This is a genomic window from Acinetobacter tjernbergiae DSM 14971 = CIP 107465, from assembly GCF_000374425.1.
GTDB lineage: Bacteria > Pseudomonadota > Gammaproteobacteria > Pseudomonadales > Moraxellaceae > Acinetobacter > Acinetobacter tjernbergiae.
The window spans coordinates 61,746-78,660 of the sequence record NZ_KB894357.1; the positions used below are offsets into that span (position 1 = coordinate 61,746).

The window sequence follows — 16,915 nt, forward strand, 5'->3', positions numbered from 1 at the left end:
TACGAGTGTTTAACGCCGTGCAGTCTTTTTATTGGTGATCTTAAATAATGAATATTGCACAGTTAATTAGCCAAGTTTTACAGCACTATGGCGCAAGTCTTGAGTTAATCAATAATCAAGTTTTACGTTTACATCATTCTGATGATATACCCCAGCAAAGCACAGACCTTGTACGTAAATACAAACCACAGCTAATACACCGTTTACTGCTTCAATCATGTTATGAGCTATTGGAGCATATCCAGCAAGAGGGTGCAGAAATAGAGCTAATAGACAGTCAAACCGTGCGTTTACATCATGCAGAGCGCATCACAGATATGGACATACAGCGAGTAAAGCAGTCTAAAACGGAAATTATCGAAATACTGAGTAATTCGACTGCATCAAATGCAGAAAGCTTGGACCAAGATATACAGCAAGAAGTTATACAGACCTATTTTGATCGACTGGAGCGATACCGTAGCAACTTGCGTAAAATTAATAATCCTGTAGAAAATGCCCTTGTTAAGCCTGAGCATGTACGACAAGACCTGATACAGAAATTTCTAGTGAATCAAGAGCAAGCCCAGCATTTTATTAATGCCTTAATTGAACAGAACATCTTTTATTACGACAGCAATTTTAGATTCTATTTATTCCCTAATTTCACCCATCCAGCAATGACTGCTTTTCAGCACCACAACCACTTTGCCCAAGCTAACTAAAAACAATTTTAGTTGAAAATTTGCGCTGTGAGGTGGCAAGGGCGAGGTTACTCATTCCGAAATTTTGGCACTGTTTTGTAATGTAGTTTACAAGCCCAGTTATGCCAGCCATGAAAGTACATCAAATTTATTCAGAATCGCCAAAATATAAACTATTCAGCCTAAATCACTTCAATGTTTATTTACTTTTACCCTAAACAGGAATTTTTTTATAAATGAGAGAGAGGGCGGTGTCCGCTATATGGCGAAATGTTAAGTTTTTTTAGTCCCCCCATGCCCTGAGCTGTACCCCATGTAACAGTATTCAATGCCGAAATTTGTTACAGATAATTTTATATAAAACAATGTTGTAACCTATGTAACACTTGTAACCACTCATAAATAGTGGTTATGGGTATGGAGATAAATATAATAAGAATTAAGTAATGTAAGATATTGATATATATGATATTAATTAAAATAAAATAGTTTTTATATCCTATTGATATTCATAGTGATTTATAGATAAGTAGTGAAAAATTAATATAAAACAGTCTTGTACCCTATGTAACACCTGTAACATCATCAAAATTGGTGATTTTAAATAGTGGCAAAACATGCCATTTTTTTAGTGATTCTATATTTTTGCACCAATGTAAACCGCAAAAATGATACCCCCTCCCTACGACTTTTGACCAAGAGAAAATTTCATGGGGGGACGGTCTTTTTATATGTGAGGTTAGCGACTTTTGACCCCATATCCCCTTGATCGGTCAATCCAATAGGTGTGCTGGGTAAGTGCATCACAGTCAAAAAATTTGGAAAGGTATTTCCCCTTGCCAAAGGGAATACCATGGCAAAACATGAATGCTTATATAGGGGTGAGCATTGGCAGTAAATATTTTGAAATCTGAACTATAATTCAAAGTAATTATTAAAAGAGATGCATTGATGACATTAATGAATAAAGATTTAAATAAAGAACTTCCTATGAAAAAGAAAAATAAGTACTCAAAGAGAAGTGCTCGACTATGGCTTGAGCAAGCGATTGCATACTATGAGAGTTCTAAATTACTAGTAGATTCAGGGCTAGGGTTGGCGACTTATCCTATTATTACATTGCAAGCTTTTAGTATCGAGTGTTCACTTAAATGCTTACTTCTTTGTTGTAATGGAGAGCCTGAATCAGGGCATCATCTAATTAAACTTTTTAGAAGTCTGCCTAACAAGGTTCAAGCAAAAATTTGCAATGATTTTCACACTACACATCATTATGAATTTGTTAAATGTATTAAATTAATTAGCCGTGATTTTATGGACTCAAGGTACTTTATAGAAAAGCTGGAGGAAAAAGGTAAAAGTAGGGCTTTTTATTCAGGATATATTGAGCTGATTGGAATCTTTCTAATCGAATTTGCAAAGCAGAATGAATATTTTTTAAGATCATTTAATAAAAACTAATTTAATTAAGCCTATCATTAGACTATACCCAAAAGATAATTTGATAATTATATTTGGTTATCTATCATTTAACCTATTTACTTGGTTAAATGATAGTTTTATCATAATTCATATTAAATGATAGCTATATGATAAAGGCTAATGATATGACAATTAGAATATATGTAAGAGCAAGTACCAAAGATCAAGATGCAGAACGAGCATTGAGTGATCTTGTCTCATTCAGCCAAAGCTATGGCGATCAATACAACACATACATAGAAAACTATTCGGGTACGAAGCTAGAACGCCCAGCATTAAACCAATTACTTACAGAGGCAAATAAGGGCGACGTTCTTTTAGTTGAAAGTGTGGATAGACTTAGCCGACTATCACAGGATGATTTTGCAATTCTAAAAGATAAGATAAAGGCTAAAGGTTTACGTTTGATCGTTGCAGATCTGCCGACCACACATACAACCAATGGCGGAATGACAGGTGAGATATTAAATGTCATCAATGCAATGCTCATTGATCTATTAGCAACAATGGCGAAGTTAGACAATGACAAACGCAAGGAGCGTATTAAACAAGGTTTAGCACGCTCGGGATATGTACCGACTGGAAAGAAAGCCAATACAGCGAAGCATGAACGAATTAAACAATTATTGAGCAAAGGTGATATGACCAAAGAAGAAATTGCAAAGGCTGTAAGTGTAGGAATTGCAACGGTTTATAGAGTTTCAAAAGATGGGAAATAAAATAATGCAAAGAATGAATAAATCCTTTGATTTTCACACTACTTTAATAATTATTTATCTAGCTTTGGTTGCGGTATCCATTGCTTTATATGCCCTAATACAAATTTTTGTTGATGACAAATCAACCGCATCAAACTTATTGGGATGGTCTGCTACATTATTTGCAACCATCGCTTTGCTTTATACATTCAATACTTGGAGAGAGCAAAAAGGAAGCGAGGCATTATCTAAATTAAGTGAAAATCTTTACTCAGATCTAATTGATTTAAACAAAAAAATTAATCAGTTACATCGAGAACTCTCTGAGAGATTCCCAGTTATTGCCGTTAATAAGGAGACAATGCAGAAGTTTCCTATAGTCAATCGAGAGCTTGAAGAGTTTGGAGGAAAGCTCAATATAATAGTTACATATAAAAATGATGAAATCCTTGAACAGCAATTGAGCTTCATAAAAGAATTAATAGAGATGAATCAGGAAGTTTTAAGCAAGTGGGTTGCTGATAATGATGATTTAAATAAATATAATAGTGATTTAAATCAACAGATTGTAAAGTTTTTTGAGGAATTTAATGCTTTTAAAATGAGAGTAGATAAAGTGCTGATGGACTACATTTTTCATAAAAAGTAATAAGGATATGGTTAAGGATATAACTTTATTGGTATAGATATAGTTTATAAATATCAGTTATTTATTGATATTGCCGAGTCCGACCCTCGGGACCAAGATTCAAAGACCCCAAGCTGGTATTAAAGGCTTGGGGTTTTTTAATGGCTCATAAAAAGTAAGAGTGTATTGGGCTTACTCAATGATTTTTTAAACTCAAAAACCTCTTTTGCTATAGCTTCATCTTTGGTCTTACTCCCTTTACTTCACAAATCTACTCTATAATCAAACTACCATTTTTAACGTAGGTAATAGCAGTAGCTTTTCCAACACATTCAGCAATCCTTCAATTTCATCTAAAGTTGCAGTTCTAATGTTTAGCTTGGTGTTGAGACGTTGTAATAGAAAGGTTTAAATAATCCACTAGATATGCTTAATCAGAACAGTGGTGGCACTTATTGTTGAAGTCTTAGTCACTTTCATTTCAGGAAGATTATTTCTGAGTTTGGACGTATTGATTGAGATATATGATGATTTGAAAGTTCAGCAAATTTCCAAAAATTAGATTCTCTACAGAATTTACTTAAGTTTAAATTTAATGAAATTTCACGTTTTGTTGCGAATTGATTGAATCAAGAATTGCCTTTTATGTTAAAGTTTGTTAATACTAGGTGATGGTTTTGATCTTTTTTCTTAATAAAACGTAAACAACCGTATAACGATAATATTCGAGAGGCGGGCATGGCGATTCAATTATTAGAATTACAGCAAGCCGATAAACTAAGTGCTTGTAAGATTTCACTTTCTTTAGGCTTAAACTCTGAGCAGAATTTGCTTAAACAATTTTTACAGTTCAATCATAAATTGATGCAAACGGGTACTGCTTTGCTTGCATTTCACCAAGAACCTTATATTTGGCATTTTTGCCCTGAAAAACTACAAGCCGTTGATGTTTCAAAGATTGCTAAAAGCTTAAATACGCTATTTGTAAATGGCGACTTAATTGATTGTGAACATCCACAATATCAAACCTTGTTGGCTTTTTTAAGCCCTTTCAGTCGAAAAATACACACTGCAATTGCAGTGCATCTACGACATCCTGACCAAACATCACTTGGCTATATTGTTTTATTTGATGAAGTTGCACAAAGTTTTACTGAACTGCAAAAACAATTGCTTCAAGCCCACTGTCGCAATTTTATGCAACAACTTGAGTTGAAGCTTAATCATGATGAATTAAAAGAATTATACGAGCAAGAAGCAGCACTTAATTTTAGCAAGACTAAATTCTTTTCGATTATTTCTCATGATTTACGTGCACCGTTTCATGGTTTATTGGGCTTCTCTGAGATATTGGCAAAAGAGCGTGATACGTTAGATGAGTCTAGTATTCAGAATATTGCAGATTATCTTTACGATACTTCACAATCGACTTATAACTTATTGGAAAGTCTGTTGAATTGGGCGATGGCAGAGGGTGGGCGCTTTGTCTACCATCCAATTAATTTTAAGTTACGACAGATCACTAATATTGTTACTGATATTCTAAAAACATTGGCAATCAAGAAAAATATCCAACTGGTTAATGAGGTGGATGAAAACTTAAAAGTTTATGCTGATATCAATATGATTACTTCGGTAATTCAAAATTTAGTCTCGAATGCACTGAAATTTACCGATGTTGATGGTTTTGGAAAAGTCTATATTCAAGCACAGCATAAAGGGACTTATGTTGAGATTTACATTAAAGATACAGGTTTAGGTATGACACCAGAACAGATTGAAAATCTGTTTCACCCGCGTATTACCATGAGCTTGAAAGGTACGGCAGGGGAAAAAGGTGCGGGTTTAGGTCTGACTTTGTGTAAGCGGTTTGTGGAGATGAATCTTGGTGAGATTAATGTGACCTCACATGAGGGTGAGGGGACTGTTTTTACCGTACTTCTGCCGATTGAGCGTGAGCATGCTGATTTATGTACCGAACAGCATAAAAGTAAAGCGAAATTAGTCTAAAGAAATTTTAAAGATAAGCTTGTAACTGATATAACTAATCTAGATGACATCAGTCGAGCCTTTTTATGAATGCGGAACAGCTACAAAAAACCTTAATTGCAAGTCAATATGCTGAACAAGTCTTAAATTTATATCAAATACAATTAGAACAAGATTATGGTGAAGATCAATTTCTTCAATCTCTTTCTACAGAAAATATTCATCAAAAAGTTCAGGATGTGCTTGCCAACTTAACAGATGAACAGGCTTGGATGAAAGCTTTACGAGCTTTACGTGCCAAGTTGATGTTTCGTTGGATTTGGCAAGATGCCAATCAACTCACCAATGTGGTGACATTAACGCGTGAACTCTCTGACTTCGCCGATGCGAGTATTTGCGCTGCAAAGGCTTTTGCATTACCACCGCTGTTAGCCAAACATGGCGAACCGATGGGTTATTCAGGTCAGTTTCAAGATTTAATCGTGATTGGTATGGGGAAACTGGGGGCGCAGGAACTCAATCTTTCCAGTGATATTGATCTAATTTTTGCCTTTGATGAGCAAGGTGAAACCAATGGTCGTAAATGTATTGATGTACAGCAGTTCTGCATTCTATGGGGGCAGAAGCTGATTTATCTGCTTGACCATATTACTGCGGATGGTTTTGTATTTCGTGTGGATATGCGTCTACGTCCGTGGGGAGATGGTTCAGCCTTAGCGATTAGCCACAGTGGTTTAGAAAAATATTTAAGTCAGCACGGCCGTGAATGGGAACGTTATGCTTGGATCAAAGCACGTGTGATTACAGGTGATCAAGCAGGCGCAGATTTATTGGATATGTCACGTCCTTTCGTATTCCGTCGTTATGTTGATTATTCTGCCTTCGCTGCGATGCGTGAAATGAAAGCGATGATTGAGCGCGAAGTCATGCGCCGTAATATTGAAGATGATATTAAACTCGGTGCAGGTGGTATCCGTGAAATTGAGTTTATTGTTCAAGTTTTTCAGTTGATTTACGGTGGTTCAAAACGTGAATTACAAGATCGTCAATGTTTGGTGAGTCTGCATCACTTAGGAAATGCTGAATTACTTGATCAACAAGCTGTGATTGATCTTGAAGATGCTTACTTATTTTTAAGGCGTGTCGAGCATGCGATACAAGCATTGAATGACCAGCAAACGCAATCTCTCCCAATCGAAGCTGAATTAAGACAACGGATGTTGGATACGCTGGGCTTTAGCGATTGGTCATCATTCTTAGAGCGACTTAATCAAAAGCGTGAAAAAGTTAAAGTTCAATTCAAGCAACTCATTCAAGAAAAAGAATTCTCAGCACCGATTGATGATTTTGTGGAGCTTGAGCAAAAACTGAATACCGTATTGGATGATGGTGCAAAGAATCTAATTCAAAATTTTTGGCATGGGCAAGCCTTACGCAAAATACCAGCCAGTGCTTTAGAGCGTTTAAAGAAATTCTGGCCACATTTGATTGAAGCGATCTTGCAGTCTGATCAACCACAAGTTGCTTTGTTGCGTTTGATGCCTTTGGTTGAATCTGTACTTCGTCGTACCGTATATTTGGTCATGCTCATGGAAAGTCGTGGTGCTTTACAACGATTGGTCAAAATGGCGACGGTCAGTCCGTGGATTTGTGAAGAGTTAGCGCAATACCCCGTTCTATTAGATGAATTTCTTTCTATGGATTTTGGTTTACCGCAGCGTAAAGATCTAGAAGATTCGCTACGTCAACAATTATTACGCATCGAAATTGATCAAGTTGAAGATCAAATGCGAGTTTTGCGTCTATTTAAGAAGAGTAATGTTTTAACCGTTGCTGCAAGCGATGTCTTAGCTGAAAGTCCATTAATGAAAGTATCTGATGCACTGACAGATATTGCTGAGGTCAGTGTTCAAGCGACTCTTAATTTAGCTTATGAAGCGGTTGCTGAGCGACATGGCTATCCTTTGGGGAATAATGGTCAGCGCTGTAGTTTAGACAACAAAGGCTTTGCCGTGATTGGATATGGCAAGCTTGGAGGAATCGAATTAGGTTATGGTTCAGACCTAGATCTGGTTTTTATCCATGCTTTTGAAGAACATAGTGAAACTGATGGTCGTAAGAATATTAGTGGGGCTGAATTTGCAATTCGTGTGGCACAAAAGTTTATGTCTTTGATGACGACACAAACTTTGGATGGGCGTGTTTATGAAATTGACACTCGATTACGTCCATCGGGTGAAGCAGGCATGTTAGTCACTAGCTTAAAAGCCTATGAACAATACCAACAAAAAAGTGCGTGGTTATGGGAACATCAAGCCTTAGTTCGTGCTCGTTCAATTGCAGGTGAGGCAGAATTATGTCAGCATTTTGAAAAAATCCGTTGCCAAATTTTGACCCAAACCCGTGATGAAAATGTTGTACGTGATGAAGTGCTGAAAATGCGTCAAAAAATGAAAGACCATTTGGGATCGTCTTCTGAGCAAAAAAAACATGGCATTTTTCATTTAAAACAGGATGCAGGTGGTATCGTTGACATCGAATTTATGGCACAGTATGCAGTGCTTGCATGGGGTGGGAGAAATCAAGATCTCGCCCATTATTCTGATAACGTAAGAATTCTTGAAGATGCTGCTCGAGCAGGCTGCTTATCCAGTGAAGATGCCACAGCACTCATCCATGCTTATCTCCGTGAACGAGCTGAGAGCCACCGTTTAGCGCTTGCAAATCAATCTATGCAAGTCAATGCTGCGGATTGGCACGATACCCGAGAGATCGTTTGCAAGTTATGGCAAAGGTTAATTGATCCAACTGCAATAGCATTGGAAAGTGAATGATTGTGTAAAAATTTGGAGTATGTGCCATGAATTTGGCTGATCGTGATGGTTTTATTTGGCAAGATGGAAAATTAGTTGATTGGCGTGATGCAAAAATTCACGTCTTAACACACACATTACATTACAGTATGGGTGTTTTTGAAGGCGTCCGTGCTTATGAAACCCCAAATGGTACAGCAATCTTCCGTTTGCAAGACCACACTAAACGCTTATTAAATTCAGCAAAAATTTATCAAATGAATGTACCATTTGATCAAGCGACTTTAGAGCAGGCACAAATTGATGTCGTGCGTGAAAATAAATTGGTTTCAGCTTATTTACGTCCTCTCATTTGGATTGGCTCTGAGAAACTAGGAATTGCTGCAACAGATAATACCATCCATGCTGCTGTAGCGGCTTGGTCGTGGGGTGCATATCTTGGTGAAGAAGCGATGGCACATGGTATTCGTGTTAAAACTTCATCATTTACTCACCATCATCCAAACGTGACGATGTGTAAAGCAAAAGCATGTGGTAACTATACCGTATCGATTTTGGCACACCAAGAAGTTGCGCGTTCAGGTTATGACGAAGCAATGTTGCTTGACCCTCAAGGCTTTGTTTGTCAAGGTGCAGGCGAAAACGTATTCTTAATCAAAGATGGCGTTTTGCATACACCTGATTTAGCAGGCGGTGCATTAGAAGGGATTACTCGTCAAACCGTAATTACCATTGCCAAAGATCTTGGTTATGAAGTGATTGAGCGTCGTATCACGCGTGATGAATTCTACATTGCAGATGAAGCATTCTTTACCGGTACGGCTGCGGAAGTGACGCCAATTCGTGAATATGATGACCGTGAAATCGGTTGTGGTTCACGTGGCCCGATTACCACTGTTATTCAAAAAACCTTCTTTGATGCAGTACAAGGTCGTAACGATAAATATGCACATTGGTTGACTTACGTAAAATAAGATCAAACCAGATCAATTAAGCGAAGCTCAGGCTTCGCTTTTTTTATTGCTGAACTGTCAATAGATTGCAACTAAATCATCATCAATCTTTCATTTAACTTGATTACGGTGAACTTTAAGTGCAATTAAAACAATAGAGAAGCAATGAAAATTACTGTCGTAGGTGCAGGTTATGTCGGCTTATCCAATGCTTTATTATTTTCAAAACAACATGATGTGATGGTCTTCGATATTGATAAAACACGCGTAAAGAACATAAATCAGCGCGTATCACCGATTAGCGATACCTGTATTCAAAGCTATTTATCTGAATCTAATCTTGAAGCAACTTGTGATCAAGAGCTAGCTTATCAACATGCCAAATTGGTCATTATCGCAACCCCCACCAACTATAACCCTGAAACAAATTACTTCGATACATCGAGTATTGAAACTGTTATTCATGATATTCAAAAAATAAATCCTAAAGCGTTGATACTGATCAAATCTACAGTTCCAGTCGGCTATACCAAGGAACTTTCTAAAAAACTTGCCTTAAAGAATCTTATTTTTTCTCCTGAATTTCTAAGAGAGGGGCAAGCTTTACAAGATAATTTATACCCGTCACGAATTATTGTGGGGGAAAAGTCAAAGCGAGCTGAGAAAATTGCCAAGCTTTATTTGAAAGCAACCATAAAAAAAGATGCGGTACTGTTATGTGTTGACTCAACGGAAGCAGAAGCAATTAAGCTGTTTTCAAATACTTATTTGGCGATGCGCGTTGCTTTTTTTAATGAGTTGGATACCTATTGTCTAAAAAATAAATTAAGTGCTTTAGACATCGTTACAGGCGTTGCTTTAGACCAGCGTATTGGTGATCACTATAACAATCCATCCTTTGGTTATGGCGGTTATTGTTTGCCGAAAGATACCAAGCAGCTTTTAGCTAACTATCATGACACACCACAAGAGTTGATCTCGGCAATTATTCGTTCTAACCAGACTCGCAAACATGCCATTATTGAAGATATTCTGAGTCGTAAAGTATCGATGGTGGGCGTATATCGCCTCACGATGAAGGCAGATTCTGATAATTTTAGAGAGTCAGCCGTGCATGATGTTTTACAAGGATTAGCTGATCAGGGTATTCAAATTATTATTTATGAACCAACTTTAGACGTAAAAGAGTACTTGGGTCACCCAGTTGAGTCTAGTTTGCAAAAATTCAAATCTAAATCAGATTTAATTATCGTCAATCGTATGGTGCCGATGTTCAGTGATGTCATGGAAAAAATATATACACGAGATTTATTTGGGATAAATTAGAGCTGTAATTGTTAAACAAAACTATAAACAATCATCCTTGTTTGGTGAATTAATAATAATTTTTTTGATAACGCCTATGCTAAGATACCCCGATATTCAGTGCATATTGTTTTAAAACACTTGGTACGAAAATCGCAACGCGAAAAATAATATCTAAGGCATTAAGGTTATCAGATGGCAGACATTCAACAAGATTCAGCAACTCATGAAGACAATATTATTTTGTGCATGAAATGGGGAACGAAGTACGGTCCAGAATATGTTAATCGTCTGTATAACATGGTCAAACGTCATCTGACCTTACCTTTCAAAATGGTTTGTTTGACGGATCGTAGCGAGGGCATTGATCCAAATGTCCAGTGCTTTCCGATACCACCTTTAGATTTGCCTGCAGGTAGTCCAGAACGTGGTTGGAACAAACTTTCCACTTTTGAACCAGATTTATATGGTTTAAAAGGTAATGCTTTATTCTTAGACCTTGATGTTGTGATTGTGGATAACATTGACTGCTTTTTTCAAGAGAAAGGCGAGTTTTTAATTATTCATGATTGGAAGCGACCTTGGCGTATCACGGGCAACAGTTCTGTTTATCGGTTTAAATTAGGTAGTTTTCCTGAAATTCTGCCGTATTTCCGTGAGCATTTTGATGAGATTCGTCAAAAATTCCGTAATGAGCAAGCCTATTTGTCATGGTTTGTCGATTCACATGGTACTTTAAGTTATTGGAATGAAGATTGGTGTAAAAGCTATAAATACCATTGTTTACAGAAAATTCCATTGGCATATTTTAAGCCACCTGTAAAACCGAAAGGTGCAAAAATTATTATTTTCCATGGGGAAATTAATCCACCTGATGCTGTAAATGGTGGCGGTGGTAAATGGTATCGTTATGTATTGCCTTCAGATTGGATTAAAGAGGCTTGGCAGTAATTTTATGTCGTCTGTATTAAATCAACAACCTCGACCATTCCGCTTAAGCGTCGTGATGATGGTAAAAAATGAGGCAAAAAATTTAGCAATATCATTACCTGCGTTAAAAGGCTGGATTGATGAGCTTATTGTTCTTGACTCTGGTAGTACTGATCAGGGGCAGCAATTGGTTGAGTCTGCTGGTGGTCAATGGTTTGTAAATACAAATTGGCAAGGTTTTGGCAAGCAAAGACAATTGGCACAGAGCTATGCAACAGGTGACTGGATTTTAGCACTAGATGCAGATGAAGAAATCACTCCTCAGTTGAAGCAAAGCATTCTTGAGGTGATTGCACATCCACCTGCCAATACAGTTTATGGTATTAAACGAATCGATTGTATCTTTGGTCATGAAATTGATAATTCATATTGGGCATTAAAAGCACATTGGCGTTTATACCCAAAGACGTTCCAATATAATGATAACTTAGTACATGAGTCAGTTGAACTGAATGGTGCAGTAACACAAACCTTGAAAGGAACAATGTTACACCATACGGCAGATACACCTCAGTTTTGGCTAGATAAACGTTTACAGTATGCAAAAGCATGGGCTGTTGATCGACATCAACGTGGCAAAAATGTTTCAATATTTTCTGTTATATTACATGCAAAGTGGGCGTTTATTAAACAATACCTGATTGATGGTCGGTTTTTAAAAGGTCGATATGGTTTTATTTATTCATTGTTGTTTACGCAATACACATTTAATAAATATGCCATTTTATACGATTTAGAAAACAACCAAGCGGAACAGGCATTTCAAGAATCAATTAATTTATATAAAAATTTAGTACCTATTGATAAATATAACAAGAAATCAACATTATCTTTGGTTATGATTTGTAAAAATGAATCTAAACATTTGTCTGCATGTTTAGAGACAGTTAAAGATATTGTTGATGAAATTATAATTTTAGACTCTGGAAGTACAGATCAAACACAACAAATTGCTGAAGAATATGGTGCAAAATGGTATGTCAACTTGGATTGGCAGGGTTTCGGTAAGCAAAGACAATTAGCTCAGACTTATGCGACTGGAGATTATGTTCTTGTCTTAGATGCGGATGAGCGTTTAGATCAGAACTTGCGTAGAAGTATTGTAGAAATATTGGAACAACCTGTTCAAACAGATAAAGTGTTTAGTTTTGCAAGAATAAACTATTTTTCTGGGATTCCTACACATTTAAGAGGGTGGTATCGGGACTGGGAGAATCGAATGTATGCTCGCAAAACTTTTAGTTATTCGGATTTAGAAGTGCATGAGTCTGTTAATACATTTTCCGCCAAAATTATCAAATTAAAAGGTTTGCAATTACACTTTACAAGCGAAAGTTTATATCATTATCTTGTGAAGAGGATTCGTTATAGTGAAGACTGGGCTATTGAAAAATATAAATGTGGAAAGAAAATCAGTTTGTTGGGAATCTTGTTCCGCATCTGGTTCTCTTTTATACGTGAATATTTAATACGTGGTGCATTTCTTTATAGTGCCTATGGGTATATTTCTTCAATTGTTTTAATGTGGTATACCTTTAATAAATACTTAATTTTATGGTATAGCTGTAAGATAACGGATACAAATGATTCGGTTTAACCAAAAATTTTTCCTTTAAATTTTGCCCAGAATGTGGTCTTTGGTGGATTGGCAATACTGTCTTCTCCACCAATATGTTGACAAATATTTTCTTTTAAAAATAAATTATGCATATTTTTTTTGCGCAAATAACGTGACACATGTCGTTCCTTTTTAAATTGTGAGAATCCTCCTATATCTTTCCATAATTGTAAGGAGGTAATATGTGGATTAAAGGTATAACCATACCATTGTTCATGTAAATTCGTTAAGATTGCTGTTGCAATAGGTTGTGTTTCTTGAAACTGAATTTTCTCTTTTTCTTCGAGAGAGTGAGGAAAGTCATTTAATTTTCTTAAACAGAGAGCAGTGGCTTTTTCATCATTTTCTAAAAGCTGAATGTACTGATCAATATATAAAGGTTGATCAAAAAACCAATCATCCTCACAATGAAATATATATTGGGTTTTCACTTGAGAATACATTATATCTACAGCTTTATGATGACCTACTTGTTCATTGAGATTAATAAGTGTTCCTTGTGGGCAAAGCTCTCTGAAAACTTGATTTGTTTCTTCATCTCTAAAATCATTAATTGCAATAATATCTGCGAATTCGACTTTATCTAGTAAGCTCTGTAATGTTTGGCGTAACAATTCTGGGCGCCGACCAATAGTTAAGCAAAGTGTTAAGTTACATGCTTTCACAATGTGATCCTTTGGTGGAGAATGACGTAAATATTACCAATTATATTCGAAAAAATAACCAGTCTACAGATTCATTTAGTGTTTTCTTAACAATATCATGCATTGCTGACCATTTAGCATACTGGAAACGATGGCATGCAGTAGGAAATAATATAAAGATAAGTTTATAGAATATAACTTTAATTTTAGATTTTAATAATAACCGTTTAATGAGTTTTTGAAATTGGGTCTCATCAAAATGTTTATAAGCAAAAAGTAGCTGAGATTTATACCAGCGGAAAAAAAAGTCATAATTTTGATAAGGTTCACTAGCTCCTCCCTTATGATAAATTTTAAGTTCATTTAATTTGATTAAAGGGTATCCTCGTTTTTTGATGCGTAAACACAGATCTTCATCTTCGCAATACATAAAAAAATCGGGATCAAATCCAGCAACTTCTTGATAAACTGCTTTTGAAATCAATAGTAAAGCACCACTAAACCAGTTTGTTTGGTTGTTCCAACCAAAAGTTTCATGAAATTCAAAAGTGTAAAATTCTGATTTATCTTCATTTAAATCATTAATTAATTGTGTAGTTATAATTCCATAGGTATGGATTTGAGCTTGTGCTAATAACTTTTCCAAATAATCCGTTTGCATCATACGCAAATCAGGATTTGCAATTAAAATGTGTTGCCCTTGAGCGTGTTCAGAAGCAAGATTCATTGCTCGACCAAAGCCAATATTTTGTTCGGACTGAATAATCACTATGTTTAATTTTTGTGATAAATTGAGGTCGTCTAATATGTCCTTTAAAATGTTGTTTTGCACATTATTGGTAATAATAATTTCATAATTATCAATAGTTAAGGTCTGAATTGATAGGTCTTGTAAAAAATTTGCAATAAATTGTTCAGTATTATAATTTACCATTAAAATAGATATTTTCATAAAATAGAAGCACAGCTAACAATAGAAATATAGTATTATTAAGCCTAACATTTTTTTGTGAATGAGTCAGTACAGAGTCTATAAATGGCAGTAAATTTGTATCAACTTCAATATGATGATGAAACGTCAGCCTTGCCAGAGTCTGGTTTTTTAACATATGACTGTAGAGCTACTCCTGAGTTCTTGAAGCGAGAAGTTGCTCATTTGATACGTTTTTATGATGATGTCGTGGTTGATGCAGATGTTAATGATTATTTTGCATTGTTATCCCCAAAATTTAATTATAAAACGGGATTGACAGCATCAGATATTACAGCATTTATTCGTGAGAATGATCAGCAGGATATTTATTTATTCAATCCATATCCTATGCATGTATACAATTTTATGAATGTATGGGAACAAGCTGAAGTTAATCATCCAGAAATTATTTCAATAGTTAACTATTTATTTTGTCAGGCTAGAATTGGTTTTAGGGCGAGTGACTTACATAGAAATAGTTTGAATCAAGTTGTCTATTGTAATTATTGGGTTGCAAAAAAAAGTTTTTTAGATGAATTTATAAAATTTTTAAAAAAATTAGACCATACTATTGAATTAATGCCTAGTTGCCAAAAAAATATTTATTTCAATAGAACAGAATACAAAGTAGATGCTTGTTTCTATCCATTTGTTTTTGAACGTATGATTACTACTTTTTTATTCATTAATCATCAATATAAATCCCTGTCATATATTTATGATAGGAACTTTAATGGATATAATACTTTGAATCGTATTGAAAGAAAATTCTACTATGGGGAATCTAGAAAAATATTTGACCTTTGGGAAAGTAATAATGAAAGAGGTGTTGAGGAAATAGAGAGGATTGTAAATATTCTTTCTAATGTTTTTCAGCCAAAGATATATGTTCCATATGTTGGGAAATTATTACGTTCATTGGTTAAAACTTTAAATGTATATCGAATTGATAATATTGTTAAGGAAAATATAAAGTCATAATTTTTAGGTATTAAGAAAATTTTGAATTATGGTTTTAGGTTGAAGGTAATTGTTTAATATTAGGGTTTTTTGATGAATATATTAATTACAGGTGGGGCTGGTTTTATTGGATCAGCAGTAATTCGTCATGTTATTGAAAATACAGAGCATTATATATTAAATGTAGATAAGCTTACCTATGCAGGTAATCTTGAGTCTTTAATATCAATCTCAAATAATGAACGTTATCAGTTTTCTCAAACTGATATTTGTGACCGTGCTTCTTTAGATCAACTTTTTGCAGAATTTCAGCCTGATGTAGTGATGCATCTTGCTGCGGAATCACATGTAGATCGTTCGATCACAGGTTCGGCAGCCTTTATTGAAACAAATATTTTAGGAACATATCATCTTTTAGAAGCGACCCGACATTATTGGAATTCACTCGATGATATAAAGAAAGTAGCATTCCGTTTTCATCATATTTCGACTGATGAGGTCTATGGTGACTTAGAAGGAACAACTGATTTATTTACAGAGCAAACATCTTATTCACCAAGCTCACCATATTCTGCTTCAAAAGCAAGTTCAGACCATTTGGTTCGCGCATGGTATCGTACTTATGGATTACCAGTAATAATAACGAATTGCTCGAATAATTATGGTCCATACCATTTTCCTGAAAAATTAATTCCATTGGTCATTTTAAATGCATTAGCAGGAAAGGCTTTGCCTGTATATGGAAATGGTGCACAAATTCGTGACTGGCTATATGTTGAAGATCATGCACGTGCACTATATCAGGTAGTAACTAAGGCAGCAGTTGGAGAGACCTATAATATTGGTGGGCACAACGAACAAAAAAATATTGATGTGGTACATGCCATTTGTCAATTGCTTGAAGAACTGGTACCAAATAAGCCCGAAGGTGTTACCTATTATCAAGATTTGATTACTTATGTAACAGATCGTCCAGGGCATGACTTACGTTATGCGATTGATGCAAATAAAATTAAAAAAGATTTGGGTTGGGTACCACAAGAAACATTTGTGACAGGCTTACGTAAAACGGTTGAATGGTATTTAGCAAATCAAGAATGGGTAAAACATGTGCAAAGTGGCGAATACCAAAACTGGGTGAAGCAACAATACCAACCTGAACAAGCTTAAAAAAATAGC

14 protein-coding genes are annotated in these 16,915 nt (G+C 35.5%); 12 read left to right on the forward strand and 2 right to left on the reverse strand.

Going from position 1 to position 16,915, the window contains the following annotated elements:
* Positions 1 to 47: 47 nt before the first annotated feature.
* The 10 genes from C502_RS0104960 (at position 48) to C502_RS0105005 (ending at position 13,138) form a co-directional block, all read left to right on the forward strand.
* Positions 48 to 704, forward strand: a complete 657-nt coding sequence (locus C502_RS0104960) for a hypothetical protein (protein ID WP_018677740.1) — start codon at positions 48 to 50, stop codon at positions 702 to 704.
* A 930-nt stretch (positions 705 to 1,634) separates the two neighbouring features.
* A complete protein-coding gene (locus tag C502_RS0104965; protein WP_018677741.1) occupies positions 1,635 to 2,144 on the forward strand; it encodes a HEPN domain-containing protein in 510 nt (169 codons plus the stop codon).
* A gap of 146 nt (positions 2,145 to 2,290) precedes the next feature.
* A complete protein-coding gene (locus C502_RS0104970) occupies positions 2,291 to 2,884 on the forward strand; it encodes a recombinase family protein (protein ID WP_023274555.1) in 594 nt (197 codons plus the stop codon).
* A 4-nt stretch (positions 2,885 to 2,888) separates the two neighbouring features.
* Complete coding sequence (locus tag C502_RS0104975) at positions 2,889 to 3,512, forward strand: hypothetical protein (protein ID WP_023274556.1); 624 nt, start codon at positions 2,889 to 2,891, stop codon at positions 3,510 to 3,512.
* Between the two features lie 717 nt (positions 3,513 to 4,229).
* A complete protein-coding gene (locus tag C502_RS0104980) occupies positions 4,230 to 5,501 on the forward strand; it encodes a sensor histidine kinase (RefSeq protein WP_018677744.1) in 1,272 nt (423 codons plus the stop codon).
* 65 nt (positions 5,502 to 5,566) lie between these two features.
* Positions 5,567 to 8,314: a bifunctional [glutamate--ammonia ligase]-adenylyl-L-tyrosine phosphorylase/[glutamate--ammonia-ligase] adenylyltransferase gene (gene glnE, locus C502_RS0104985; RefSeq protein ID WP_018677745.1), complete on the forward strand. Its 2,748-nt coding sequence runs from the start codon at positions 5,567 to 5,569 to the stop codon at positions 8,312 to 8,314.
* A gap of 26 nt (positions 8,315 to 8,340) precedes the next feature.
* Positions 8,341 to 9,267, forward strand: a complete 927-nt coding sequence (locus C502_RS0104990; protein WP_018677746.1) for a branched-chain amino acid transaminase — start codon at positions 8,341 to 8,343, stop codon at positions 9,265 to 9,267.
* A 144-nt stretch (positions 9,268 to 9,411) separates the two neighbouring features.
* Positions 9,412 to 10,572, forward strand: coding sequence for a nucleotide sugar dehydrogenase (locus tag C502_RS0104995; RefSeq protein ID WP_018677747.1), 1,161 nt, complete (start codon positions 9,412 to 9,414; stop codon positions 10,570 to 10,572).
* Positions 10,573 to 10,746: 174 nt separating this feature from the next.
* Entirely contained in the window at positions 10,747 to 11,502 is a 756-nt protein-coding gene (locus C502_RS0105000) for a hypothetical protein (RefSeq protein WP_018677748.1), read from the forward strand.
* Between the two features lie 4 nt (positions 11,503 to 11,506).
* Positions 11,507 to 13,138 (forward strand): glycosyltransferase family 2 protein, encoded by a 1,632-nt coding sequence (locus C502_RS0105005; protein WP_018677749.1) that lies wholly within the window; start codon positions 11,507 to 11,509, stop codon positions 13,136 to 13,138.
* On the opposite strand, the gene C502_RS0105010 is transcribed toward C502_RS0105005, so the two are convergent.
* Complete coding sequence (locus tag C502_RS0105010) at positions 13,135 to 13,824, reverse strand: glycosyltransferase (protein WP_018677750.1); 690 nt, start codon at positions 13,822 to 13,824, stop codon at positions 13,135 to 13,137. The genes C502_RS0105005 and C502_RS0105010 overlap by 4 nt on opposite strands.
* A gap of 40 nt (positions 13,825 to 13,864) precedes the next feature.
* A complete protein-coding gene (locus C502_RS0105015) occupies positions 13,865 to 14,755 on the reverse strand; it encodes a glycosyltransferase family 2 protein (RefSeq protein WP_023274557.1) in 891 nt (296 codons plus the stop codon).
* 84 nt (positions 14,756 to 14,839) lie between these two features.
* Here C502_RS0105015 and C502_RS0105020 point away from each other — a divergent pair, with 84 nt between their 5' ends.
* Entirely contained in the window at positions 14,840 to 15,757 is a 918-nt protein-coding gene (locus C502_RS0105020) for a hypothetical protein (protein WP_018677752.1), read from the forward strand.
* A gap of 72 nt (positions 15,758 to 15,829) precedes the next feature.
* On the forward strand, positions 15,830 to 16,906 hold the full coding sequence (gene rfbB, locus C502_RS0105025; RefSeq protein ID WP_018677753.1) for a dTDP-glucose 4,6-dehydratase: 1,077 nt from the start codon (positions 15,830 to 15,832) through the stop codon (positions 16,904 to 16,906).
* The last annotated feature ends 9 nt before the right edge of the window (positions 16,907 to 16,915 follow it).

Coding starts and splice junctions, on each gene's coding strand:
- C502_RS0104960 (WP_018677740.1), top strand. CDS start 48: ATGAATATTGCACAGTTAATTAGCCAAGTTTTACAGCACTATGGCGCA.
- C502_RS0104965 (WP_018677741.1), top strand. CDS start 1,635: ATGACATTAATGAATAAAGATTTAAATAAAGAACTTCCTATGAAAAAG.
- C502_RS0104970 (WP_023274555.1), top strand. CDS start 2,291: ATGACAATTAGAATATATGTAAGAGCAAGTACCAAAGATCAAGATGCA.
- C502_RS0104975 (WP_023274556.1), top strand. CDS start 2,889: ATGCAAAGAATGAATAAATCCTTTGATTTTCACACTACTTTAATAATT.
- C502_RS0104980 (WP_018677744.1), top strand. CDS start 4,230: ATGGCGATTCAATTATTAGAATTACAGCAAGCCGATAAACTAAGTGCT.
- glnE (WP_018677745.1), top strand. CDS start 5,567: ATGAATGCGGAACAGCTACAAAAAACCTTAATTGCAAGTCAATATGCT.
- C502_RS0104990 (WP_018677746.1), top strand. CDS start 8,341: ATGAATTTGGCTGATCGTGATGGTTTTATTTGGCAAGATGGAAAATTA.
- C502_RS0104995 (WP_018677747.1), top strand. CDS start 9,412: ATGAAAATTACTGTCGTAGGTGCAGGTTATGTCGGCTTATCCAATGCT.
- C502_RS0105000 (WP_018677748.1), top strand. CDS start 10,747: ATGGCAGACATTCAACAAGATTCAGCAACTCATGAAGACAATATTATT.
- C502_RS0105005 (WP_018677749.1), top strand. CDS start 11,507: ATGTCGTCTGTATTAAATCAACAACCTCGACCATTCCGCTTAAGCGTC.
- C502_RS0105015 (WP_023274557.1), bottom strand. CDS start 14,755: ATGAAAATATCTATTTTAATGGTAAATTATAATACTGAACAATTTATT.
- C502_RS0105020 (WP_018677752.1), top strand. CDS start 14,840: ATGGCAGTAAATTTGTATCAACTTCAATATGATGATGAAACGTCAGCC.
- rfbB (WP_018677753.1), top strand. CDS start 15,830: ATGAATATATTAATTACAGGTGGGGCTGGTTTTATTGGATCAGCAGTA.